This is a genomic window from Neobacillus sp. NPDC097160 (genome assembly GCF_044762155.1).
GTDB lineage: Bacteria > Bacillota > Bacilli > Bacillales > Cytobacillaceae > Neobacillus.
The window spans coordinates 18,815-41,111 of sequence record NZ_JBIWDU010000011.1; the positions used below are offsets into that span (position 1 = coordinate 18,815).

Sequence of the window (22,297 nt, forward strand, 5' to 3'; positions counted from 1 at the left end):
CTTTTTCTCTTATTTTAATGGCTTATTTTGCACGTAAAAAATTAACATTTTTAGTTTATAATTTGTTTTCTCCAAACCATTTTTTATAAATCTCGTCATAAGTACCATCTTCCTTCATGGCAGCTATAGCTTCATTTACTTTTTTCACAAAGTCATCATTATCCTTTTTTATTGCCATACCAATTTCGTCTTTATTTAATATTTCGCTTGTAATTTTGATTGGTAACTTATTCTCCTTAATATTGTAGCCCATCAATAATTGGTCATTGATAATAACATCTAATCTTTTATTCTGCAGGTCTTGGATATAATCACTTACGGCTTTATATAATTTAACATTTGCTCCATCCACACTTTTTGCAACTTCTTCAAATGTTGTTCCTCCGCCTACCCCGACATTTTTCCCTTTAATATCTTCAAGCTTTGTTATATCAGTTGTATCCTCTCTTGTGACCAAGACAGATCCAGTAACAACATAGGGGTCTGTAAAATCAACACTCTTTTTCCTTTCATCCGTTACCGTCATTTGACCGATGATAATATCAAATTTATCTGCCTTTAATCCACCAATAAGGCTGTCCCACTTTGTTGCGATAAACTCAGTCTTTACTCCCAATCGCTTCGCAATTTCATTCGAAATATCAACATCAAATCCAATATAGTTTTGTTTATCATCTACGAAGTTAAATGGCGGGTATGTTCCTTCAAAGGCCACCTTTAAAACTTTTGACTTTTCAACTCTTTCCAAAACCGTTTGTTTTTTATTTCCTCCAGTTTCTTTGCTGCCACTACACCCTGCAATAATACCGATTAATAGAATGACAATAAAAGACAAAAACAACTTCTTCCTCATCATAACAACCCCTTTAAATTATATTGATAACGTTTTCAATCCCCTTAATCGTAAATCTCCTTCCGTTTAATTTTAAAAAGGCTCTGAAGAATATTCATTGTTGTCCAAAATTGTAGTACAATTTACTATAGTGTATACTAAGGAAAATATCGATGTCAATATATTTAGAAAATTGCGATTACACGTTTGGATAACAGGAAAGAAAGCAGGTGGGAAATTTATGAAAATAGACTCTGTAGAGCACAATGTTTACAACCATATTAAGACAGCTATTTTAGCACGTAAATTAGCACCAGGAAAACAGCTAATTGAGAGTAGAATTTCTGACACATTAAAGGTAAGTCGGACTCCGATTCGCAATGCGTTAAAAAATTTGGCATCTGAGGGATTAGTAGATATCGTGCCGAATAAAGGAGCTTTTGTAACGAGTCCAACACATGATGAGATCATCCAAGCGTATGAACTACGGGGAAATTTAGAATTTATTGCAGCTAGAAAATCAATGGAGTATTTGACTGAAAAAGACTTTTCTACTATTAAGGAAATCATCGAGAATGAAAAACTGGCTTTAGCCGATAAAAATACGGAAACCTTCGTTAAGGTAAATAAAGATTTTCATGTTGCTATAACCGAAAAATGCAACAACAAGTTTTTAAACGAATTTATTGAACGGCTCATTATTCAAACCAATATTTATCTGATTCTTTATGATGAGTTTTTTAATAATAAGACACAAGAGCCCTACAGTCCTAATGAACACAGTCATATTTTAAGCTTAATGGAACAAAAAAAAGAAACTGAATTAAAAATAGCTCTAGAAAATCATTTTAAACATTCCATTGAAAGTGTTGAAAATGGCTATAACGAATATAAAGAATTGGATGAGATTTTTTAGAGACTTTAATTTTTTGCTTTAAAAACCACAGGGACGGTTCTCATGGTAAAGAACCGTCCCCATTGTCACGTGAAGTTACTTCTGCGCTATCTGAATAAGGTTGCCACATGTATCGTCAAAGACAGCTATTGTGACTTCGCCCATTTTGGTCGGTACCATAGTAAACTTCACGCCTTTTTCTATTAATCGATTGTACTCTTTGTGAATATCTGCAACGCCAAACATTGTTGCTGGGATGCCATCGGCAAATATCTTCTTTTGGTACTCCTTAGCGGCAGGATGGTTATTCGGTTCGAGTAAAAGCTCGACACCGTCTTGATTATCTGGAGAAACAAGCGTTATCCACCTAAATTCTCCGACAGGAACGTCCACCTTTTTTACAAATCCCAGTTTTTCTGAATAAAACTCCAATGCCTTGTCTTGATCTTGTACGAATATACTAGTGACAATAATTTTCATACTGATTTTTCCTCCTTTGATAATTGTGACGTATGGTGCTGTGCTAACAATCTGGCTGCAAGCAAAACAACCCACACATTTGTCAGAAGTCCTGTTCCGATTTAATAAAATTACTCTATCCATCCTTTTAGTAAATCTTTAAGTGGTTCGTTGTTGAATATTAATACTCGGTATTTTCCCTTTCGTTTTGATTTTACGAGCCCTGCATCTTCCAATGCAGAAAGATGTTTAGCGATCGCTTGTCGCGAAATGGAAAGGCCGTGCTTCATAATGAGACGTACCGTAAGTTCATACAACGTTAGCTCGTTGCGTTCAGATAGTTCGTCTAAAATAAGCCGCCGAGTCGAGTCACCAAGTGCTTTGAATATAGCGTCTTTGTCCCAATTCATATATCGAGTATAAGCAACTCTACGGTTGCTTGTCAAGCATAAGCAACTTTATGGTTGCGTGAGATGGCACAGGGAGGGTTCTTTTCAAGAGGATTAGTCGCTATTGGAGGAAACTGCGACGTAGAGCCATTCAAGTTAGATGATTTCCAAATTTAATATCCAGAAAAATGTCGTAAGTTTTGAAAAATAGGTCATAAGTGTTCCGATTTATGTCGTATGCGTCACAAAATATGTAATAAGCGGTTGAAAACATGTCGTAAGCGGAGGAAAGTGTGCCGTAGCCTCCTTCAGCAAGCTAATGAAGACCAAAACTCCAATCGAATGCAAGCAAAATGGGCTTCATCAGGCCGTTAAAGACGATTAAGTCGCACTTGGCCCAAAATACGAATCAGCCTCAATACTCTTCAGTCCTGGGTTCCACACTATCATACATAAAAAGAATGTTGAAAGCTGTCTCCAAAAAGGGCTCTTTTTAAAAAAGGAACCATCGTTTGTAAAGCCACTGGGACGGTTCTCATGGTCTTTTTCAACTAAATGTCCTTCTCGAAAAAGTGCCAGCAGAACCGTCCCCATGGTCACCCAGTGGCTGTATTTCCCATTGCAATAGATATTCTATTCCAACTGTTGATTTGATTAATTATTAGTACAAGGTCAACATATTCTTTCTCGTCATAATGTTCACGTACTCGTTGGTAAAGCTCATCTGGCACGCGTTTTGTCGGGATTAAAGTCACGTATTCTGTCAACTCAAGAGCTGCTTTTTCTGCATCTGTGTAAAATGTGCACTCTCTCCATGCACTAATGCAATATAAACGTTGTTCGGTTTCTCCCATTTTTCTAGCATCAGCTGTATGCATGTTAAGACAATAGGCACAACCATTTATTTGAGAAGCCCGAATTTTTATAAGTTCACGAAGTTTACGATCTATACTTGTTGTTTTCAAATACTTTTCCATTTCCATCATTATTTTAAGTGCTTCTGGCGCTACATTATAATAATCAACTCGTTGTTCCAATTTAATTGCCTCCTTATATTTCTTTTCTTTTAAGACAGTATTAATTTATGTGCCAATCTTGAAGCAGCATCAATTGCAGACTACATCAATCGACGATTAACATTATCTATAATATGCGTGATAATTATTTTTGTCAAATGAATGGGATTTATCCAAAAGAGATTTCTTTCATTTGACTATCACTCTAAATACTCCTAAGATACAATTTGATAACCCTTAAAATCAAAGGCAGGTGAGTTTATATGCAGTATAGTGTCGGAGTTGAATATGCTTTACATTGTCTGGTTTATTTAATTGATGTTCCTTCCAAGGATAGTATTGGGATAAAGGATTTGGCAGAATTCCAAGGACTTTCTGAGACATTTCTTTCAAAAGTTTTCGGTAGATTATCGAAGGCTGGCATTGTAAGTTCTGTCCCTGGTGTAAAGGGAGGATATAGGTTATCTAAGTCCCCGGAAGATATTTCCTTTTGGGATGTAGTTGAAGCAGTTGAAGGTCCTAAGCCCATTTTTCAATGTAAAAATATTAAAGATAGTGGTTATTTGTATAGAGAAAACTGTTGTTCAGCTCCCTCCTCTTGTACCATCAATTTAGTTATGCTCTCTGCGGAAGAAAAAATGCGTGATTACTTGCGTAGTAAAACACTGTCATGGTTAAACGAAGAGCTTGATCGTGTCTTACCCGAACAAATACGTAAAGATACTCAAAAATATTTTTCGAAGAGCAAAATATAAAATAAACCTCTCGTGAAATTCCTAATTTACCAGGAATTTAGAGAGGTTCTTTGCTGCACAAGTTTCAGTACGATATATCATATTATCTGGCTCTATTCTTCCACTAACCCCTTTACTTCAATGAAAAAAAAACTACTCCAAATCAAATAAGACAGCCTTAATTATTTCAAGTTACTAGATTCCTAATAAACTTCATTTAATCTATACACTGAGTTTACGAGGCTTTAATATTCAGGTGATATGATTGGTTTAGCAACGAATGAGGAGGCAGTATAAATGAATGTGCGTGCAATATTTATTGATATGGATGGGACACTACTCAAAGCCTCAAACAACATTTCCCACCGAAATATGGAAGCCATTAATAGGCTGATGAATCAGGGAGTCAAGGTTTTTCTTGCTACTGGACGACACTATGAAGTAACTGCTCCCTACCATAAAGAAATTGGATTACGAACTCCGATGATCTGTTTGAATGGTGCCGCCATTCACGATGCGGATACAGGAAGAGTTATGCAAATGAAAATTGTCCAATTGAACGAAGAACGATTTCACCATCTTACTGCTGAAAATCCTTGTAATGTTATGATCCATACAGCAAATGGGCTTTATTGTAAGGAAACGAATGAAGAAATCGATTATTGGACAAATGTTGGGCAAATTCCGCCACGGTATATTGGAGATTTAAGACAGGCAAATTATCAAGATGTGCTTAAATATAGTGTTCGAACAGGTGCACCAAGTCCGAAAATTTCTGCTTTGTTTAAAAAAGAAGCAGAAGTCATCGATTGGAATGACGGGTTTGAGCTGCTTGCTCCTAATGTTTCCAAATGGTCTGGAATAAAAAGCTTACTTACCGAATTTCGAATGAGTCCAAATGAGGTCGTAGCCATTGGAGACGGACCCAATGATATAGAAATGCTTCGTCATGCCGGTACCGGTGTGGCAATGGGGAACGCTAGCGAAGAGGTTAAAGCAGCCGCTGATTTTGTTACAGGACATCACGAAAATGATGGATTAGCTGAGTTTATAGAACGTTATCTTATTAAATCATATGCGATTTAGTTTTTTTATCAAATAAGTGCCTGGCACCACTCACCATTTGTCGAAGTAAATTCGACAGGATTCGAGTGATGCCAGGCACTTTTTTTTCTTTCTGTGGATCTGTCTCTTCGGTCGATTAGACGCTTTAAAAACTACCATTCTCTCCGGTCTTCACCCCTAAACCGCCACAGTAATGAAAGCACGAAACAGCATATTAAAGAATTTCTACTAACTTCTTTTGTATTTGAAACTAGCTAAAAAGCCAGGCGGTCAGCCTGGCTCAGGTCATTTTTCTTTCAAGCATCTAATTTCAGTACCTTTTTTATGACAGATTCCTGCCGGAGACCCATTTAAGTTTACTTAAATTCAAGAAGGAGTCCGATAGAAAATCCAAGTAAAAAGGGTTCAGTCCCACTACCTTTGCAGCAGGACTGAACCCTAGATGGTTGCAATATTATTTGAAAAGGAAGTGCTAGAATACACCTTGCTCCTTTCTAATAACTTTGCAATCAATATGCGGAACGGTTTTGTTTTAAATAAGGTTAGTACCGCCCAGCGGAACCGATCCCTTGGCCACCTCTGTTCACTTCACCCGCACCTACTTCTGTTCCAAAACGCGGATAAATTCCCTCATGTAATCAGGTAGATCCGGGGGACGTCGGCTTGATACAAGGTGGCCATCTACGACAACGGGTTCGTCATACCAAATGGCTCCGGCGTTTTCCATATCATCCCGGATCCCGGGTGTACTTGTTACATTTTTTCCATCAAGTATCTTTGCGGAAATGAGCACCCAGCCTGCATGACAAATCTGCCCGATTACCTTTTCACATGCATTCATTTTCTGGATCAAGGAAAGCACTTCTGAGAAACGGCGAATTTTATCCGGTGCCCATCCTCCAGGTACCAATATCGCATCATAATCATCAGCTTTCACATCGCTATAAGCAAAATCCGATTGGGCAGGTACCCCATATTTCCCCTTATATTCCTTGCCGGCCTCTTCACCTGCAAGATGAACAACGGCTCCTTCTTCTCGAAGTCTGTGAATCGGATACCAAAGCTCTAAGTCTTCAAAGTCATGGTGCACCAGGCTGATCACGTTCTTTCCTTGTAATCGCATATCATCATCTTCCTTTCTGCTTTCAATAGAATGTATCATTTGTTAGCTTTCTAAAATGGCATGATGGGCAAGCAAAAGAGCACCCATAATCCCTGCATCATTACCTAACCCAGGACTTACAATATACTCCGTAAGCTCCGGCAAAGAAACATAATCGCTCATGAATTCCTGTAAATACTTATAAATAGAAGGGAAAATTTGTTTCTGATTCATCACGCCACCACCAAGAATAATCCTTTTCGGGGATAGAATCAAAATGTATTGCATGAGGGCTTGGGCAAGATAGTATCCTTCTAAATCCCATACTTCCAAGCGGCCTGCCAAGTTGATCCCCTTATTATTCCAACGGCCCTCGATGGCCAGGCCCGCAGCCAAACCTTCCAAGCAATCCGAATGGTAAGGACAGCCTCCTTGATACTCATCTTGTGGATGACGCTTCACAAGGATATGACCCATTTCCGGATGTGACCATCCATGCAGCAGTTTCCCCTGGACAATGGCACCTGCTCCAATTCCTGTTCCAATCGTTATATACAAACAACTATCCAACCCCTTGGCTGCACCGAAAGTTGCCTCAGCCAATGCCGCAGCATTAACATCCGTATGAAAACCGATAGGAATAGGAAAAGCCTCCTTCAACGCTTGTACAAACTGGAAATTCCTCCAAGCTGTTTTCGGTGTGGACGTAATAGACCCATAGGTTGAACTTTCCCGATTAACATCTATTGGCCCGAATGAACCCACTCCAATGGCATCTAGATCGTGTTTTTTAAAGAAAGCAAGGACCTTAACCATGGTTTCGCTGGGAATAGTTGTTGGGATATGAATCCGTTCAAGGAGGTTTCCCTTTTCATCTCCAACGGCACAGACAAATTTTGTTCCTCCTGCTTCGATTGCACCTAGCATTCTAGACTCCTCCAGTAAAAAAGATGGTAGTGTGAGGCAGAAAGAATAGAGCTGGCATTCCCTCTACTCTCAAATGTCAAAGTGAATACGCATAAAAATAGGACTTTTATCGCCTTTTTCTATTTCTCGATAATAAAACGACTACACTTATTTTGCTATCCTTGGATGGCAGGCCGTGAAGTAAAAAGAATCCACTTTAAAATAATGTGGATTCTTTAAGGATTTACCCGAATGTTCAAAACCATTAATATCTACTAGTATCGGTTGCCAGCTAGAACCGGTTCTGCCTTTTTTGGTGAGACCTTCTCATATAGTTTTGCTTTTCCAACGGAATTAAAGAGATGCATTTTTTTGTTAATCACTTTACGTGCTTCCGTAATACATTCAGGATAAATAACATTTGGATCCCAATATTCCGTAGTGCTTAGAATTTCACGAGCTTTTGCAAAATAGGCATATTTCATATCACTAGAGATATTGATTTTACTTACTCCTAATGTTACAGACTGAGCTACTTCACTATCCGGGTTAGAAGAACCGCCATGAAGCACTAACGGGATGCTAACAAGCTTATTAATTTCTTCTAAAATATCCATTTGCAATTCCGGCTTGATATTCTTTGGATAAATCCCATGGGCTGTACCAATCGCAACCGCTAATGTATCAACGCCTGTTCGTTCCACAAAATCTTTTGCTTCGGCAGGGTTTGTGTAAGTTACCTTGGTCACTCCGCCTTCAACGGAATTTCCTGTACTCCCAATTGTCCCTAATTCTCCTTCGATCGATACCCCTACTGCATGGGCAATTTCAGCGGCTTTCTTCGTTAAGGCCACATTTTCTTCATACGGGAGGAGCGAACCATCAATCATCACGGAGGTAAAACCACAGCGAATGGCCCTTAAAATATCTTCAATGGAACCACCATGATCAAGATGAATAACAAATGGTACAGGACTTTCATAGACACGGTGCTTCACATAAGAAAAGAATTCATCGGTTAAAAACTCTAATTCCGATGGATGGATGGCAATAATCGCTGGTGATTCCGCATTTTCCGCCTCTTCCACAACGGCTCTTAAAAATGAACTATCAGCGACATTAAACGCCCCAACGGCAAATTGATTTTCCTTGGCTACTTCCAATAATTGTTTCATAGTTAATAACATAAACTATACACTTCTTTCTATTGGTTTTTTTATAAAGATTTACCCGTTGATTTTGAGAGATTAATATAATACTTGACAGCTTCTTTACCTGCGTCAATCGTACTGTGGATCAAATCAAAGAAATTGATATTTGGATCCTTGTCCAGCTGATACCTAATTTGATCAACCTGTGCCTTCAAAAAATCGGAGCCCATATTAATTTTATTAATGCCTAATTCAATAGACGTTCGAATATTCTTCTCACCGCATCCGGATCCCCCGTGTAGCACGAGCGGTATATTGGTTTCCTGTTTTATTTTTTCTACAATATCAAAGCGAAATTCGGGAACATAGCCTTCGGGATAATTACCATGGCTTGATCCGTAGGAAATCGCTAAAGCATCTATTCCTGTTTTTCGAACAAAGTCAATGGCAAGCTCAGGGTCTGTATACATGCTATCATTCGTCATGATATTACTTGCGGCGCCAATGTTGCCAATCTCTGCCTCAACACTAGCGTTATAGGTTTGAGCAAATTCAACCATATGTCGGGTTATTTCAATATTTTGATCGATCGGGTAGGCAGCGGCATCCATCATGACACTCGAGAAACCGTCATGTAAACACCTTTTAACAAATGCAACATCCTGGCCATGGTCAAGATTAATCGCCACTTCCACGCTTGCTTCATTTGCTAGTTTCATAATAGGCTTGGTTAGTAAATGGCTTCCAAAGTGCTCCATCAAATGCTCTTGCAGCAAGCTGATTATAATCGGTGAACGTAACTCTTGTGCGGCTTGAATAGCGGCATAAGCCGTCTCAAGGTTAAAGCAGTTAATAGCCATTACCGCATATTTTCCTTCATTGGCTCGGTTCAGCATTCCTTTCATCGAAACATACATGTGGCATCCCCCTATCCAATCATTTTATTAGGAAATCCTAATACCAGATAAATCGATTTCTTCTTCCTCATCCATGGAATAATCAGTTTCCTCCCTCTCAACAGGCTCTTTCTTCCATAAAAATAGCATGACCCCTGTTACAGCTGATCCAATAAATAGGGCTAAAGTGAATAACAACGGATGAGTCATGGCTGGAACAATAAACATTCCGCCTGATGGAACCGGTGAACCCACTCCCCACATCATCGATAAGCCTCCGCCAACAGCAGCCCCTATCGTACAAGAAGTAACCACACGGAGTAAGTCAACGGCCGCAATGGGGATGACACCTTCCGTAATCATACAGACACCCATCGGAAAGGCAATTTTAATATTATCTTCTTCTTTTTTCGTATATCTTTTCTTGCGGAAGGATTTTGCTAAAATCCATGATATCGTCACACCAAACGGAGGAACCATCGAAGCCAGGACTTTAACTGCTTCTGGTTCATAAATTCCTTCCAGTAATAGACCATCTGCAAATAAGGAAGCTACTTTGTTTACAGGTCCACCGAAATCAAAAGCAGCCATACCGCCTAAAATGGCACCAAAGACAAATTTCATCGACCCTTGCATCCCTGTTAGGAAAGAGGTTAATCCATTAGTTGCCCAAACAATCGGAAGGCCGAGAACGAAAAACATTAACAAGCCTACAACCACACTAGAAATTAACGGAATGATCATCATAGGCATTAATCCTTCTGCCCACTTTGGTACCTTTAGGTTATTTTTAAGAAAGACAACAAAATAACCTACGATAAAACCGCCTAACATTCCGCCTAAAAACCCGGCACCAATGGCATTAGCAATTAACCCCATTAACAGACCCGGTGCAATACCCGGACGATCGGCAATGGAGTAGGCAATCGCCGCAGAAATGACCGGTGCCAATAATCCCATTCCAAGAACCCCAAGGGAGACAAGTGCGGACGGGATCGAGAAGCTTTCTTTATAATTTTCAATAACCGTACCGCCCGTTAAATTTCCGATAGCAATTAACAGTCCTGATGCAACAACTAGAGGTAACATATACGAAATAGCAGTTAATGCATGCTTTTTGATTTGCAGCTTCCTTAACATATGAGCTCCTCCTTATTTATTACCACTTAATTCCATTTCGATTTTTTTATATAATTGTTTCGGTGCTTTAATAGCAATATGTGTTGGGATCTCAACGATTCTTTTCCCTTTAAAACGCTCCTTTCCGCTTACCTTAATATCTGCAGCAATAATGACTAAATCGGCAGCGTCAATTTCTTGCTTCGTTAATTCATTCTCGATTCCAATGGTGCCTTGTGTTTCAATTCGCACGGTATGACCTAATTCTTGCCCTGTCTTAATTAATTTCTCTTTTGCAATATAAGTATGGGCAATACCCGCTGTACAAGCTGAAATTCCAACAATATTCATATCTATTTCCCCCTACTCATTATTTTTTTGCCATTAGATCAATGACTTCTTGCTTCGTTTCGGCCTTTCGAAGGCCATGAAGAATTTCTTCATCTGCTAATAATGTGGCAACCTTTTGCAGTAATTTAATATGGACTGTCGTTGCATCGGAAGTTTTCACAGCAAATAATAAAATGATATCGATGGGTTCACCGTCCAAGGATTCCCACTCCACAGGCTGTTTCGTTCGGCCAATGACCAACGTTGTTTTGATGACACTCTCTGATTTTCCGTGTGGAATGGCTATTCCTTTTTCAAGTCCTGTCACCCCCGCATTCTCGCGATATAGTACATCCTTAATGAAATTTTCCTCACTATCTATACAATGGTTTACATATAATAAATGCGTTAATTCCTCAATGACTTCCATTTTCGTCGTGGCCTGCAAGGTTAAATCTATTAAATCCTCTGTGATTACCTTGGTAATGTCTAATTCCTCCAGCTTCGTATCCAATCTCAAATCTCCTTTCAGATGACTTCTACTTTTTGTTTCTTATAGTAATGACCAACAAACTGATCAATTTTCATCTTATCTTCATCATTTAAAATGGGACTAACCAAAATAGTAGGCTTATCGATGATGCTATGGGTTTTCACCGTTGAAATCACCAATTCAACATCATCATAGTCGCACTTTTTGAGCCGATGCTGAGCAACAATTCTTTTGATTTCAATGTTTGGAAAGGTCTTTTTAATCTTTTCACTCAACAAATGGGAAGTTCCAATACCGCTCGTGCACTCAATTAAAATAGGGATCTTTTTTGAAAGTCGATCTTCAATCGAAATTTGAAAGTACAACGTGACATATCCAATTTCTTCATCCGATAAAATTTTCACAAACTTCCGCTCTTTATTCACCTGGTTCATACAGTGTTTAACCATTTGAAACGTATCGCGAAAATTTGTTTTAATAGACTCTAAAATGGGATTCACGATATAAATATCATGGTTCAAGCGGTACACCATGGAGTGAAGATGATAGGTTAACTGATCCCTTAATAATTCCTCTTCCTCCAGGTTATGGCCAATTTCTTCTGATACCTTCTTTACCAGCTGTTTGGAAAATAACTTCACTTTCTCGTTCATGAGGTCTTCGGTATCTTTATTCAAGAGAAATTTAGACGTCAGTTTATAGGCTTTTAAAATGTAGTACAGCTTATTGAATTCACAATACTCTAATTTTATTGAATAGAAATGCTCCACTTTTCCTACCAAATTAGCCGTCATGTGATAGGCTTTCGATTGTTTATCCATAGATTTAAATGAATCTTTCCTATTAAAGTCTTGTGAATAATTAGTGCGTTTCTCAATAATGGAAAGTAGGTTGCAAAATAAAGTTAAATAAAATGGCTGATCTAAAAGGATTTCATGTTCCTCCTGGATTTCGTGAAGAAACTTCTTAGTTTCATACAGCCTATTGTAATTATTTCTTACCTCTTCAATAAATTTTGGTATGTGATATTGGCTAAATGGATCGCCTGCTTGTTTCAAAAAACTTTCTATGATAACGGACATTAACCGATTGATGGAAAGCTGATGCCCATCAATATAGGTCCCGTCATTCACCTTTACTAATCTAAGGTTATAGGGTCTTATTTTTGTCTCAATGTATTTAAAATCGTGAATGATCGAACTTTGGCTTACAAAATATCTTTCTGATAACTTTAGGAGGGAAGTCTTCATAGGTGCAATAGAGAGAAGATAGAGTAATAAATTTATACGCCTTTCTTTAGAACTACTGAAAATAACCTGTTCATCTTTCTCAACGTCCACATTTGGTGTAAGTATGTATCCAAGGTTTTCTTTCTTCGTAAAGGTGTAGTTTTTCACATGATAGTCTGATATTTTTTGGATATCCCGATAAACCGTCTTCGTAGAAACGGACAATTGAGAAGACAAATCTGAAGCGGTGACATAATCACCTTTATTTTGCAATATTTTAAGAATCTTTTGCTGGCGTTCATTCAACTCATATGCCATTTTTGCGTATCACCTCTTTTCTATGTCTTAATCATAGGATAGTGAAAGCGTAACCACAAATACAATTTTCGTCGTTTTTTCATGTCCTTATTAAAGTGGGGAATACCTATTTTACTTTAATCATGCAGGTACAATGCGGCGGGGCAGCGGTACTAATGCCGCGGGGACGGTTCTCATGGTATTTTTCCCAACTCACGAAGGTCCAAATACAGGCGGACTTTCCAGAAAAGCAAATATGAATGAAATTGATAAGAGTCTTAAGAGATTGGGAACCGATTATATAGACCTTTATGTAATTCACCGTTGGGACTATAATACCCCCATTGAAGAAACGATGGAAGCACTGAATGATGTCATAAAGGCTGGAAAGGCAAGATACATTGGTGCTTCATCTATGATGGCTTGGCAGTTCCTGAAGGCAAATTATGTAGCGGAGAAAAATGGATGGTCCAAGTTTGTTTCAATGCAGAATCATTATAACCTCTTATACCGAGAAGAAGAGCGGGAAATGATGCCACTTTGTAAAGAAGAAAAAATCGGGGTAACACCATATAGCCCGTTAGCATCAGGAAGATTGACTCGTGATTGGTCAGAAAAAACGCAACGTTCCGAAACTGACCAAGTTCAGAAAGCGAAATATGATTCGACTGCTGATGCAGACCGATTGGTTGTAGAACGAGTTGCAGCAATCGCAGAAAAACGTGGTGTTCCTCGTGTGCAAATCGCACTTGCTTGGTTATTACAGAAAGAGCCAGTAACAGCTCCTATAATCGGTGCTACCAAGATGTCTCATCTTGAAGATTCGGTAGCTGCTCTTTCAATTAAATTAACACCAGAAGAAATTGTTTTTTTGGAAGAACCGTATGTACCGCATCCAATAAGTGGCTTTGGCTTGAAATAATTGTGGTGCAACAAAATCCAATTCATCAAAAAATAACGACCCTTGTTTCAGTAACAAGGGTCTCTCTTTTTATCTTAAATGAAAAATTAAGGATGAATTAAAGAAACTAAAAAATGGCATTATGTATGTGTTAGATTTTTTTTCAGAATAAATAGTTACTCCACCTAATATAAAGGCAAATTTCACAACCTACGCTTCCTCGATTAGGCTCTTAAATGGAAAAATATCCTTACATGTGGGTAGCCGATTATAAAATCTGAATGTCAAAATCGTCTGCCATGTCATCATTGAGGGTGGTCTTTTTCATTCACTTTTCGTTGTCTAAAAAAGCCAGAAAAACCGTCCCCATGGTCCGGTCCTCTCGTTCCTTATAAACCAAGTAAATACTGATGGCTGGCAACCATTTCAACTGCGTTATTCTCGTCTTTAAGAACGACTTCATATATATACGGCCTTTTTTCCAAAAAAGGAATGATTGACTTCCAAACAACCCCTCCGGTACCCAGCTCCAGCCCGTCATGTTTCTGCCCCTCGCTGTCGACAACATGAAAATACTGAATATAGGGATCAAGCTTTATGATTTGATCAAGTAATAATTGGTTGTCCCCTCTAAACGAAATAAAGGCATGGCTGATATCATATGCAAGCTGTAAATGAAGCGGCTTAACAATATCCTCAAACCAATTAGGGTTTTGGGCAGTGAACACACCGTAAATGGAATTTTCCCATAGAAAAACATCTTCGCCGTAAGACAGCATCTTCTTCATTTCATTCACGATTTTATTCGTATTTTCTTGATTGATCAGGGAGGAATTCGTTAGTGGGTAATGCGGATGAATGACGCATTTAATGGAATGGGTTAAACAAATGTCTGCGAGGATTCTGGAAGATAGATGAAAAAACAAGTAATGTTCCGTTTGTTCGTGAATGATATTTAGATAGCTGCCATTGTATTTAGTAGGATGATGCAAATATACCTCAATGCCTAGGTTTAATAACATAGAGATAGTATTTTCCAGCTGCTTTCGTTTCTTACCAAACAAATCATCCTCAATTAAATGCAGCTCCACTATATCAGGCTTATATTGTAATCGATCATATAGCTGCTCCGGCGCGCATGAACATTTTACCCCTAACTTCAACAAAAAAATCACCTCACCCCATAATATGATAAAAACAGTAAGAAATTGAATGGTTTCTTAAATATTTTGTAGAATTCCCTGCCTATTATAGGAAGGCTGGTAAAAAGGAATATAACCAGCATGACCTTTCAGTGGCCCAGTTGACCTTTACCCCTTCCTCGAACTATTTTGATTTACGCGGAATTTTGAAAAGATAATGGTCTCCCACTATGAAGGCGGGCAATATAAACCTGCCCCCCTTCACTTGTTAAACAACCCCGCCACTCCGGGTTCGAAGAATTTTATATAGCGGAACACAGCAAATAGAGCAAAGGATCGCCAGCCCCGCGATAAATACATAACCGGCCTGAAGACCCATGATTTCATTTCCTAATCCTTTTCCAAAAACCGTATCAACAAAATCGATAATGACTCCGATGAGCAGATTTCCGATAACACCGGCAATCCCCAAGATCGTAACTGTAAAAGTAATTGCCGTCCCTACTCCTTTCGCATACCGTTTAGCAAGTAGCGCCATGACGGTGGGATAGATGGGGGCAATTCCGATGCCGGCAATGGCAAAGAGAATGGCTCCTATTTCTCCTGTAAAAACTGCCACAAGGCTACAGACCCCTGAAAAGGCAGCAAATAGCATAATGGAAAGGGTGTAACCTATTCTGTCCGTGATTGGACCTACAAACAGCCGTGAAAGAGTAAAGAGAAGGAAAAATAAGGAGAGCATTTCTGAAGCCCTTTTTAAAGACCATTCATAAGCATGTTGCAGATAATAGACGAGCCAGCTCCCAATGGCCATTTCAGACACCACGCCAAATGATAGAACGGCGACAATCAGCCAGGCAACCGGATCCCGAAACAGTCCACGAAACGAGGTAGATTCGCCTTCACTTTGATGTTCCTCCGGAAACCTGCCGAAAAGCGAGGGAATAATCGGCACAAGAGATAACATGAGAATAATCAAATACATGCCCCGCCACCCCAGCTCGCCACCCAGAAAATGCCAGCCCATCATGGAAGCACCCAGAATCGGAGCTCCAATTGAGCTAAGTCCGTAAAAAAAGTGGGCTACATTCATCATTGTTCCTGTATTTTTGATAAAAATGCGAGCAGCCATAATGCCAAGACCGATCTCGAGAATCCCGTTTCCCACATACAGCAAAAAATACGAAGCAATCAAGGAAGAATACCCTTTAGACAGATACATAAAGATCCCTGCCAATACCATTGAAAAAAATGCGAGGATCCCCGTCCATTTTATCCCGATCTTCGTAGAGAGGATGGATGTGAAGGAGCATGCCAGCAAATATCCAAGCGAATTAAGGGCAAGCAGAACCCCAAGTTGCGATTCATTCAGGCTAAATTCAGACTGCATGCTTGGTAACGCTGGACCTTTAATATTTTCCGAAAACCCAAAAATAAGAAATCCCCCAAAAACCACAAATAATAATATGAAATAATTCAATCTATGATTCTTCAAAAACAGTATCCCCCATGACCTCATTGTTAAGTTATTCCACTTCTTCCCGCGATAAGAAAACAAAATCCTTTAAACCCATAAAACACCAACACGGAGAAGGTTTAGGTAATATTATACTATTTTCCTTAAACAAACATGCCGGAAGATTTCGAAATTGCATTTGAATAATCCAAATTTGGCTTCCTGTTTACTACTTCCATCAAAATTCAAAATGAGCAGCCTTAAATTCCTAACAAATTATCCAAAAAGTGAAACGTTCTACTAATTAAGGACCTATCAATCTTCGACAAATCTCGGGGCGTGACAGGCACCGAGATTTCCTCCAAATGTTTGAAATATGTCGAAAATCCCACCAAAATTCTCTTTTTAATAGGCTGTTTTCGTAAAGAATGTTGTTATTAACCATGTTCAAACACTAAAAAGTGATTAGTTAGGTATAAAATTACACTTCAAAAGTAAGTTAATCTAATATATCGGCGATTTTTTTAAGTATATCGGCGAATTGAACCACTTTATCGGCGAATTTTCGATTATATCGGCGAATCCAAAATAGCAACAAACTTTTAGAAAAGAGCCAATCAAAAAAAGGAACCAGCTTGAGATCCTTGGCTGGTTCCTCATCATCTATTCTCCGTAATCAGACAACCCTCGACCATTCTCTACTAGATTCCCTTTCAAACAAACATTTAATTAAAACCTCAGAAATCCTTGATAAATTAGTCCTTTCCCATAAAAACCTTTGAAAAATTTGTTGAACAGTGCAATACAATTCAGTAATCAAGAGAGTTTAAACCTTATTAATAATATATGCACTCAAAATAACATTGAATGGGAAATACTTATTATTTCAGCAAAGTTCTAAATAAAACACAGGGACGTTTTTTTGGCTGTTTTTTCATTCTTTTTCCTTGTCCAAAAAAGCCACAAACCGTCCCCATGGTCTCCCTACTTTACAATATAGCAAAAAATGTTAAGAACGATGATTTGTTTGCTGTTATAGTGGATGTAGGGTAGGTGAAGGAAATGGATTATGCAGTTTGCATTCAACGAACGCTGGATTACATTGAAGAGAACCTGCAGGAACAAATGACTCTAGAGGGATTGGCAGAGATTGCTTCGTTTTCTCCTTTTCATTACCATCGTATCTTTCAGGCAATGGTGGGAGAATCGGTAATGGAATATGTGAGAAAAAGAAGGCTTACCTATGCAGCAGAACACTTATTTTATACAGATGAAAAGGTAATTACGATTGCCATCGATGCTGGTTTTCAATACCAAGAATCGTTCAACAGAGCGTTCAAAAAGTTCTATGGCGTTTCACCGAAGCAATACCGTAACGCAAAGAGAATAGCTGGACCGTTACGTGGAAAAGCCTGCCTGAATACAAAACGATTAACAGGAGAAAATGAGATGGAACCTAAATTAATCACGAAACCTGCTTTTCACATCATTGGATACGAACTTAAAACGAAAAACGAAGACGGTCAGAACAATAAAGACATTCCTGAATTTTGGCAGCAATACATGCAAAATAAATTAGGCTGTAAAATTCCAAATCCGATAAACCAAAATATGGAACTCGGCATCTGCACCGATTTTCAACCTGAAACAGGTGAGTTCGTTTATGTGATTGGAATGGAAGTCAACAAGGGAACTCAAGCTCCTGAAGGAATGGTGTACAGAAGCTTCCCTGAGCTGGAATATGCGGTGTTCACTACGCCAAAGTCAAATGAGGAGTCATTTACCTCATCTATTCAGTCGACATGGAATTATATTTTTACAGATTGGTTTCCACAATCGGGTTATGAGCATTATGGGTCAGTGGAATTCGAGCTGTATGACGAAAGATGTTACAGTTTAGACCACAAAGAAATGGACATCTACATTCCAGTAAAAAAACAAACCTTTAAGGCATAAAAGAAAACCACGGTGACGGTTCTCATGGCCTTTTTCATTCTTTTTTCTTGTCCAAAAAAGCCAGCAGAACCGTCCCCATGGTCACCCTTGGTCCCCTTCAACAATCGACATCCTTTCAACGGAATTCCATGAAGACTATACTAATTAATCGATTGATTGAAAGTGCGCAAACCTGATTCAAATCAGGATTCCCTTCTATAATACCTAAAAGAAATGTTGAAACCTGCCTCAAAAACTTACTATTAAAAGGAACTAAAGTTCATGTCTCTGCCAGAACGGCCCCTACACAACATGACAAATTCTTCCGGTATTGATAGTAGTGTGGAAAAACGAAGTTTTTTCAAAATAAAGTGATTCGATCTAAAAGGAAAAGGGTTCCGTCCCGTACAGAGTAGACGGACTGAACCCTTTTTTGTGTTAATCGAATTGGAAATGATGCACAAGTTCCCTCCCCACGCCTCTCCAATATATGATACACTCGGATTATCAGAATTTCCCAGCTAACTATAAATAAATTACAAAGATCCAAGCAATATAGATTATCGAGATGATATTAACTTAATTGTATTTCTTCATAATAAAAAAGTAGTCCAGTATGCAGAAATATCTCGTAAGAACGGAGATTTATTACCCGGAACAAACAATGTCAATACACCATCAAACGGAATCATAAAAATTAATAGAAACTAGAAAGGGCCTGCTAAGCAGCCCCCTATTCATATGATTATTAACAAGTCTCATTAACATAGTCTTTTTGAAAGGCTCTTTTCTAAAAGTTTGTTGCTTTTTTGGATTCGCTGATATATTTGAAAAATCGCTGATAAAGTGGTTCGATTCGCTGATATATTCGTAGATTCGCTGATATATATGAAAAATCGCTGATAAAGTGGTTCGATTCGCTGATATATTCGTAGATTCGCTGATAAACTTACAAAAATCGCTGATATATCAGATTAAATTTTTAATTTGGTGTAATTTTACACTTTATTGGTGGCTTTTAGGAGTTTGAAAGTAGTTACTTACAACATTCTTTACGAAAACAGCCTTTTGAAAAAGGAACTCGACTGGCTACTGCACCAACATGGTCCAAAAACCACAGGGACGGTTCTTATGGTGTTTTTCAATGTACTTTTCCATGTCCAAAAAAGCCACCAGAACCGTCCCCATGGTCCCCTAAAATTCAAATTTCTTCCCGATTCCATTTTTCTTTGCCTGTTTGTATACATAATTTCCAACGGCTGCATCAAATAGCGCCATGCTGACGGATTTAAAAACAACTGGGCGGTTTTGATCCTGCTTTATTTTCCTCTTTCCGCTCAATAGGTCGGAAAGTAAAATAACCTGGTTCTCACTTATCCACTGATTAGCAATAGGATCAATAATATCACCACATTCTACTTTTCCCTGCTCAGAATCAATATAATAGTACTCTGCCCTACGAAATAGCTCCTCAGGAAGTTCCCTCATATTACTTTTATAGGAACCCACTCCGACAATTAACTTATGATCATAAAGTTCTCCAACATTCGGAAGCACTGGAGTTAAAGAAGTAGTAGCAGTGATAATCACTTCAGACTTCGCAATCAGTTCTTGCATATCGAATACAGGAATGATCTCCACCCTGCTGCTTGAGAGTTCTCGGAAATCCTCGATAAAGCCGGGAATCTTTTCTGATGATCGGTTAAACAAATAGATCGTTTTAACGGATGTTGCGGAAACGGCAGCAACTAACTGATACAATCCTTGCAGTCCAGTTCCTATTAAACCAACCGATTCAGCATCACTTTTAAAGAGTCTCATTGCAACTCCCGAGACAGCGGCCGTTTTAATGGCAGTTAGTGTGGTCCCGTTCATGATAGCGGTCGGATCACCTGTTTCAATGTCACTTAGAAACACCAATCCTTGTGTAACAGGACTATTTCGGGCATGGTTGGAAGGAAACGAAGCCACTACCTTTAATCCAATGCAATCATCCACAAAGCATGGCATGATCAGCAAATTATCTTCATCTTTGACAGTAGAAAAAGTTCGTTCAGGCATAACAAAATCCTGATTTGCATATGTAATGAACGCTTCTTCAATCACATCAATGGCTTCATTCATCGGCAATAATCTTTGAACATCATCTCCTGTGAGTAAAAGCAACCGATCTCCTCCTCTCTCCATCTCTATCATCTTATAAATATATCAATTTAGCCAAGAAGGCTGTCCAATCACAGGTTTCCCCTGAATCGCTGAAATGACGCAATCCTTCATTCCGCCAAAATAGACACCTCTATTAATCAGACCTGGTCCATAATGAGCAAACTTTCCGGAATTAGTCATAACCGTTTGTGTCGATGCAGGGAACATCTCTTCATTTAACATACATAGACATAAATCTGTGCTAAGACGGGCGCCAAATTGTTCAATCTTATCAATAAGCCCTTCCTTTTTAGCTTGCTCATACACAAAGCCGCTGGTAGTGATTAAAAAATCCACATCCGGAGCCACTTTCTTCCCCTCTGCCAACTCGGCCAATTCACGAAAATCGCCGAGTGTGAAATGTGGACTCCCCATTACAACAAGATCGAGTTTTTCTCCGTGACTAGTCGATAGGGATTCCCATACCTTCGTTAATTCTTCATGTGTGATTTCTAAAACACGCTTAGGTTCTTTTCCGCCAAAGGCCGCCTCAACAGTTGGCGCTTCGGGGGTCACACCGACGATATGATACAATCCCACCGCACCTGATGTAGCGATGGTCGAACTGAAACCCTTTAAGTCTTCAAGAGTCGGCCTCTCTGTAATCCCCTCAATGACAGGAATATCTTCACCTGCATGTTTACCGATTAAATAGCCAAGTACAGTATAAAAAGAACTATCCATATTTTGGAGTTCCGGGACCTTTACTAAAAAGTCCCCTTTGCGATTTTCATCGAGATGAAGCCCTATTAAAGGAGCTCTTCCTGTAATGGCTGCACAAATATCGAAAAAGTCACCATGCCGGTTGGTTCTGGCACCTAACACGCTATTCGCATACGGAATGGCATTCGACTCTGCCCACACAATATGGTTACCCATGGATGGCAGATCAGGAAAAATATAAGGGGTGCATGAGAATATTGGCTTTGTTCCCATTTTCTCCAGGGCAGTTGCAAGACGGTCGGCATTCGTGGCAAACGTTGGATCCACATTCTGTGATTTCCATCTTTTTCGGTCTACCGAAATAGCATTGAGCGTTGTGGGTATAGAAACCTTTGCGCCTAACTCCGCTAGCTTTTCAATGACTCTTAGACTACCTTCCCCTGTATAAATGCTCCCGCCAATATGTGCATGAGTAATATCAACAAGTTCTGTGGCACCTTGTATCTCCGCAATTTTCAAAATAATCCTTATAGCAATTTGCGCGGCAGGCCCTTCCTCGCCGTTAAGCATTCGCTGATCTCGTTCCGATAAATGAATAGTTGTTACAAACTCCTTATCCTCCACCACATTATTCATAAAGTGCAACCGTCCCATCCTCATGAATTTTTGCCGTTTTTGCGTGAACTGCTAGAGAAAAGTCCTCGTCCTCTAATACAACAATCGGAATCTTTTTATCAAAGAATTCCTCACAGACAATCACGCCTAAAGAAATGATTTCATCCACTTTGTTTAAAATAATTCCTGCCGGGGCATTTCCTGAAACCATGGCATCTAATAAGACATAGCTGCCCGTACTCGACCCCTTCCCTTTAGGCAAAACAAATATTTTAGATGTAAGGGTTTCTCCACAAAGGGAGTGGTGACGATCGACCACTTTACCAGTGGCTGGATCGTATCCTCCCCAAAAACTAATCCGATCTCGTGTTCCGCAAACTTCTCCATCGGCCTCGCCTCGAACCAAGACTCTACCGCTAACAATCGTTTCTAAAAGGGTGTTAACATTCATCCCTTCAATTGTCATC

Annotated in this window: 22 protein-coding genes; 5 read left to right on the forward strand and 17 right to left on the reverse strand. The window is 39.1% G+C overall.

What is annotated here, in order from left to right; genetic code table 11:
* Positions 1–55: 55 nt before the first annotated feature.
* Positions 56–853, reverse strand: a complete 798-nt coding sequence (locus tag ACIQXV_RS16325) for a transporter substrate-binding domain-containing protein (protein WP_402960453.1) — start codon at positions 851–853, stop codon at positions 56–58.
* 220 nt (positions 854–1,073) lie between these two features.
* On the opposite strand from ACIQXV_RS16325, the gene ACIQXV_RS16330 reads away from it, so the two are divergent.
* A complete protein-coding gene (locus tag ACIQXV_RS16330; RefSeq protein WP_402960278.1) occupies positions 1,074–1,748 on the forward strand; it encodes a GntR family transcriptional regulator in 675 nt (224 codons plus the stop codon).
* Between the two features lie 75 nt (positions 1,749–1,823).
* On the opposite strand, the gene ACIQXV_RS16335 is transcribed toward ACIQXV_RS16330, so the two are convergent.
* The 3 genes from ACIQXV_RS16335 to ACIQXV_RS16345 all read right to left on the reverse strand — a co-directional run bounded on the left by ACIQXV_RS16335 (position 1,824) and on the right by ACIQXV_RS16345 (position 3,612).
* Entirely contained in the window at positions 1,824–2,207 is a 384-nt protein-coding gene (locus ACIQXV_RS16335; RefSeq protein ID WP_402960279.1) for a VOC family protein, read from the reverse strand.
* A gap of 110 nt (positions 2,208–2,317) precedes the next feature.
* Positions 2,318–2,596 (reverse strand): ArsR/SmtB family transcription factor, encoded by a 279-nt coding sequence (locus ACIQXV_RS16340; protein ID WP_402960454.1) that lies wholly within the window; start codon positions 2,594–2,596, stop codon positions 2,318–2,320.
* A 575-nt stretch (positions 2,597–3,171) separates the two neighbouring features.
* Positions 3,172–3,612, reverse strand: a complete 441-nt coding sequence (locus ACIQXV_RS16345) for a carboxymuconolactone decarboxylase family protein (protein ID WP_402960280.1) — start codon at positions 3,610–3,612, stop codon at positions 3,172–3,174.
* Between the two features lie 242 nt (positions 3,613–3,854).
* Here ACIQXV_RS16345 and ACIQXV_RS16350 point away from each other — a divergent pair, with 242 nt between their 5' ends.
* On the forward strand, positions 3,855–4,346 hold the full coding sequence (locus ACIQXV_RS16350; RefSeq protein ID WP_402960281.1) for an RrF2 family transcriptional regulator: 492 nt from the start codon (positions 3,855–3,857) through the stop codon (positions 4,344–4,346).
* Positions 4,347–4,622: 276 nt separating this feature from the next.
* Complete coding sequence (locus ACIQXV_RS16355; protein ID WP_402960282.1) at positions 4,623–5,411, forward strand: HAD family hydrolase; 789 nt, start codon at positions 4,623–4,625, stop codon at positions 5,409–5,411.
* Between the two features lie 577 nt (positions 5,412–5,988).
* On the opposite strand, the gene ACIQXV_RS16360 is transcribed toward ACIQXV_RS16355, so the two are convergent.
* From ACIQXV_RS16360 to ACIQXV_RS16395, 8 genes are all read right to left on the reverse strand, one after another.
* Positions 5,989–6,513 carry a type 1 glutamine amidotransferase domain-containing protein gene (locus ACIQXV_RS16360; RefSeq protein ID WP_402960283.1) on the reverse strand — a complete coding sequence of 175 codons (525 nt, stop codon included), beginning with the start codon at positions 6,511–6,513 and terminating at the stop codon, positions 5,989–5,991.
* 42 nt (positions 6,514–6,555) lie between these two features.
* Positions 6,556–7,419: an ROK family protein gene (locus ACIQXV_RS16365; RefSeq protein ID WP_402960284.1), complete on the reverse strand. Its 864-nt coding sequence runs from the start codon at positions 7,417–7,419 to the stop codon at positions 6,556–6,558.
* A gap of 254 nt (positions 7,420–7,673) precedes the next feature.
* A complete protein-coding gene (locus tag ACIQXV_RS16370) occupies positions 7,674–8,585 on the reverse strand; it encodes a ketose-bisphosphate aldolase (protein ID WP_402960285.1) in 912 nt (303 codons plus the stop codon).
* Positions 8,586–8,614: 29 nt separating this feature from the next.
* Positions 8,615–9,466 (reverse strand): class II fructose-bisphosphate aldolase, encoded by an 852-nt coding sequence (locus ACIQXV_RS16375; RefSeq protein WP_402960286.1) that lies wholly within the window; start codon positions 9,464–9,466, stop codon positions 8,615–8,617.
* Between the two features lie 27 nt (positions 9,467–9,493).
* Positions 9,494–10,585 carry a PTS fructose transporter subunit IIC gene (locus ACIQXV_RS16380; protein ID WP_402960287.1) on the reverse strand — a complete coding sequence of 364 codons (1,092 nt, stop codon included), beginning with the start codon at positions 10,583–10,585 and terminating at the stop codon, positions 9,494–9,496.
* 12 nt (positions 10,586–10,597) lie between these two features.
* Positions 10,598–10,915 (reverse strand): PTS fructose transporter subunit IIB, encoded by a 318-nt coding sequence (locus ACIQXV_RS16385; RefSeq protein WP_402960288.1) that lies wholly within the window; start codon positions 10,913–10,915, stop codon positions 10,598–10,600.
* Positions 10,916–10,934: 19 nt separating this feature from the next.
* Entirely contained in the window at positions 10,935–11,408 is a 474-nt protein-coding gene (locus tag ACIQXV_RS16390) for a PTS sugar transporter subunit IIA (RefSeq protein WP_402960289.1), read from the reverse strand.
* A gap of 14 nt (positions 11,409–11,422) precedes the next feature.
* Positions 11,423–12,934 carry a BglG family transcription antiterminator gene (locus ACIQXV_RS16395; protein WP_402960290.1) on the reverse strand — a complete coding sequence of 504 codons (1,512 nt, stop codon included), beginning with the start codon at positions 12,932–12,934 and terminating at the stop codon, positions 11,423–11,425.
* 133 nt (positions 12,935–13,067) lie between these two features.
* Here ACIQXV_RS16395 and ACIQXV_RS16400 point away from each other — a divergent pair, with 133 nt between their 5' ends.
* Positions 13,068–13,835: an aldo/keto reductase gene (locus tag ACIQXV_RS16400; protein WP_402960291.1), complete on the forward strand. Its 768-nt coding sequence runs from the start codon at positions 13,068–13,070 to the stop codon at positions 13,833–13,835.
* A 368-nt stretch (positions 13,836–14,203) separates the two neighbouring features.
* On the opposite strand, the gene ACIQXV_RS16405 is transcribed toward ACIQXV_RS16400, so the two are convergent.
* Together ACIQXV_RS16405 and ACIQXV_RS16410 are read right to left on the reverse strand one after the other, a co-directional pair.
* Complete coding sequence (locus ACIQXV_RS16405; protein WP_402960292.1) at positions 14,204–14,980, reverse strand: sugar phosphate isomerase/epimerase; 777 nt, start codon at positions 14,978–14,980, stop codon at positions 14,204–14,206.
* A gap of 244 nt (positions 14,981–15,224) precedes the next feature.
* Positions 15,225–16,451, reverse strand: a complete 1,227-nt coding sequence (locus tag ACIQXV_RS16410; RefSeq protein WP_402960293.1) for an MFS transporter — start codon at positions 16,449–16,451, stop codon at positions 15,225–15,227.
* 1,023 nt (positions 16,452–17,474) lie between these two features.
* Between ACIQXV_RS16410 and ACIQXV_RS16415 the strand changes: the two genes are divergently transcribed.
* Entirely contained in the window at positions 17,475–18,368 is an 894-nt protein-coding gene (locus ACIQXV_RS16415; RefSeq protein WP_402960455.1) for an AraC family transcriptional regulator, read from the forward strand.
* Positions 18,369–19,541: 1,173 nt separating this feature from the next.
* Here ACIQXV_RS16415 and ACIQXV_RS16420 read toward each other — a convergent pair.
* Genes ACIQXV_RS16420 through ACIQXV_RS16430 form a run of 3 tightly spaced genes read right to left on the reverse strand, consistent with a single transcriptional unit; the run spans position 19,542 to position 22,296 of the window.
* Positions 19,542–20,513: an ornithine cyclodeaminase family protein gene (locus ACIQXV_RS16420; RefSeq protein WP_402960294.1), complete on the reverse strand. Its 972-nt coding sequence runs from the start codon at positions 20,511–20,513 to the stop codon at positions 19,542–19,544.
* 42 nt (positions 20,514–20,555) lie between these two features.
* The gene (locus tag ACIQXV_RS16425; RefSeq protein ID WP_402960295.1) at positions 20,556–21,851 is read right to left on the reverse strand and encodes an aconitase X; all 1,296 of its coding nucleotides are present in this window, start codon (positions 21,849–21,851) and stop codon (positions 20,556–20,558) included.
* Positions 21,844–22,296, reverse strand: coding sequence for an aconitase X swivel domain-containing protein (locus ACIQXV_RS16430; RefSeq protein ID WP_402960296.1), 453 nt, complete (start codon positions 22,294–22,296; stop codon positions 21,844–21,846). The genes ACIQXV_RS16425 and ACIQXV_RS16430 overlap by 8 nt, the downstream gene beginning before the upstream one ends.
* Position 22,297: the final 1 nt, after the last annotated feature.

Coding starts and splice junctions, on each gene's coding strand:
- ACIQXV_RS16415 (WP_402960455.1), top strand. CDS start 17,475: ATGGATTATGCAGTTTGCATTCAACGAACGCTGGATTACATTGAAGAG.
- ACIQXV_RS16380 (WP_402960287.1), bottom strand. CDS start 10,585: ATGTTAAGGAAGCTGCAAATCAAAAAGCATGCATTAACTGCTATTTCG.
- ACIQXV_RS16385 (WP_402960288.1), bottom strand. CDS start 10,915: ATGAATATTGTTGGAATTTCAGCTTGTACAGCGGGTATTGCCCATACT.
- ACIQXV_RS16360 (WP_402960283.1), bottom strand. CDS start 6,513: ATGCGATTACAAGGAAAGAACGTGATCAGCCTGGTGCACCATGACTTT.
- ACIQXV_RS16375 (WP_402960286.1), bottom strand. CDS start 9,466: ATGTATGTTTCGATGAAAGGAATGCTGAACCGAGCCAATGAAGGAAAA.
- ACIQXV_RS16350 (WP_402960281.1), top strand. CDS start 3,855: ATGCAGTATAGTGTCGGAGTTGAATATGCTTTACATTGTCTGGTTTAT.
- ACIQXV_RS16365 (WP_402960284.1), bottom strand. CDS start 7,419: ATGCTAGGTGCAATCGAAGCAGGAGGAACAAAATTTGTCTGTGCCGTT.
- ACIQXV_RS16370 (WP_402960285.1), bottom strand. CDS start 8,585: ATGTTATTAACTATGAAACAATTATTGGAAGTAGCCAAGGAAAATCAA.
- ACIQXV_RS16400 (WP_402960291.1), top strand. CDS start 13,068: ATGCGGCGGGGCAGCGGTACTAATGCCGCGGGGACGGTTCTCATGGTA.
- ACIQXV_RS16340 (WP_402960454.1), bottom strand. CDS start 2,596: ATGAATTGGGACAAAGACGCTATATTCAAAGCACTTGGTGACTCGACT.
- ACIQXV_RS16430 (WP_402960296.1), bottom strand. CDS start 22,296: ATGACAATTGAAGGGATGAATGTTAACACCCTTTTAGAAACGATTGTT.
- ACIQXV_RS16330 (WP_402960278.1), top strand. CDS start 1,074: ATGAAAATAGACTCTGTAGAGCACAATGTTTACAACCATATTAAGACA.
- ACIQXV_RS16335 (WP_402960279.1), bottom strand. CDS start 2,207: ATGAAAATTATTGTCACTAGTATATTCGTACAAGATCAAGACAAGGCA.
- ACIQXV_RS16395 (WP_402960290.1), bottom strand. CDS start 12,934: ATGGCATATGAGTTGAATGAACGCCAGCAAAAGATTCTTAAAATATTG.
- ACIQXV_RS16325 (WP_402960453.1), bottom strand. CDS start 853: ATGAGGAAGAAGTTGTTTTTGTCTTTTATTGTCATTCTATTAATCGGT.
- ACIQXV_RS16355 (WP_402960282.1), top strand. CDS start 4,623: ATGAATGTGCGTGCAATATTTATTGATATGGATGGGACACTACTCAAA.
- ACIQXV_RS16425 (WP_402960295.1), bottom strand. CDS start 21,851: ATGAATAATGTGGTGGAGGATAAGGAGTTTGTAACAACTATTCATTTA.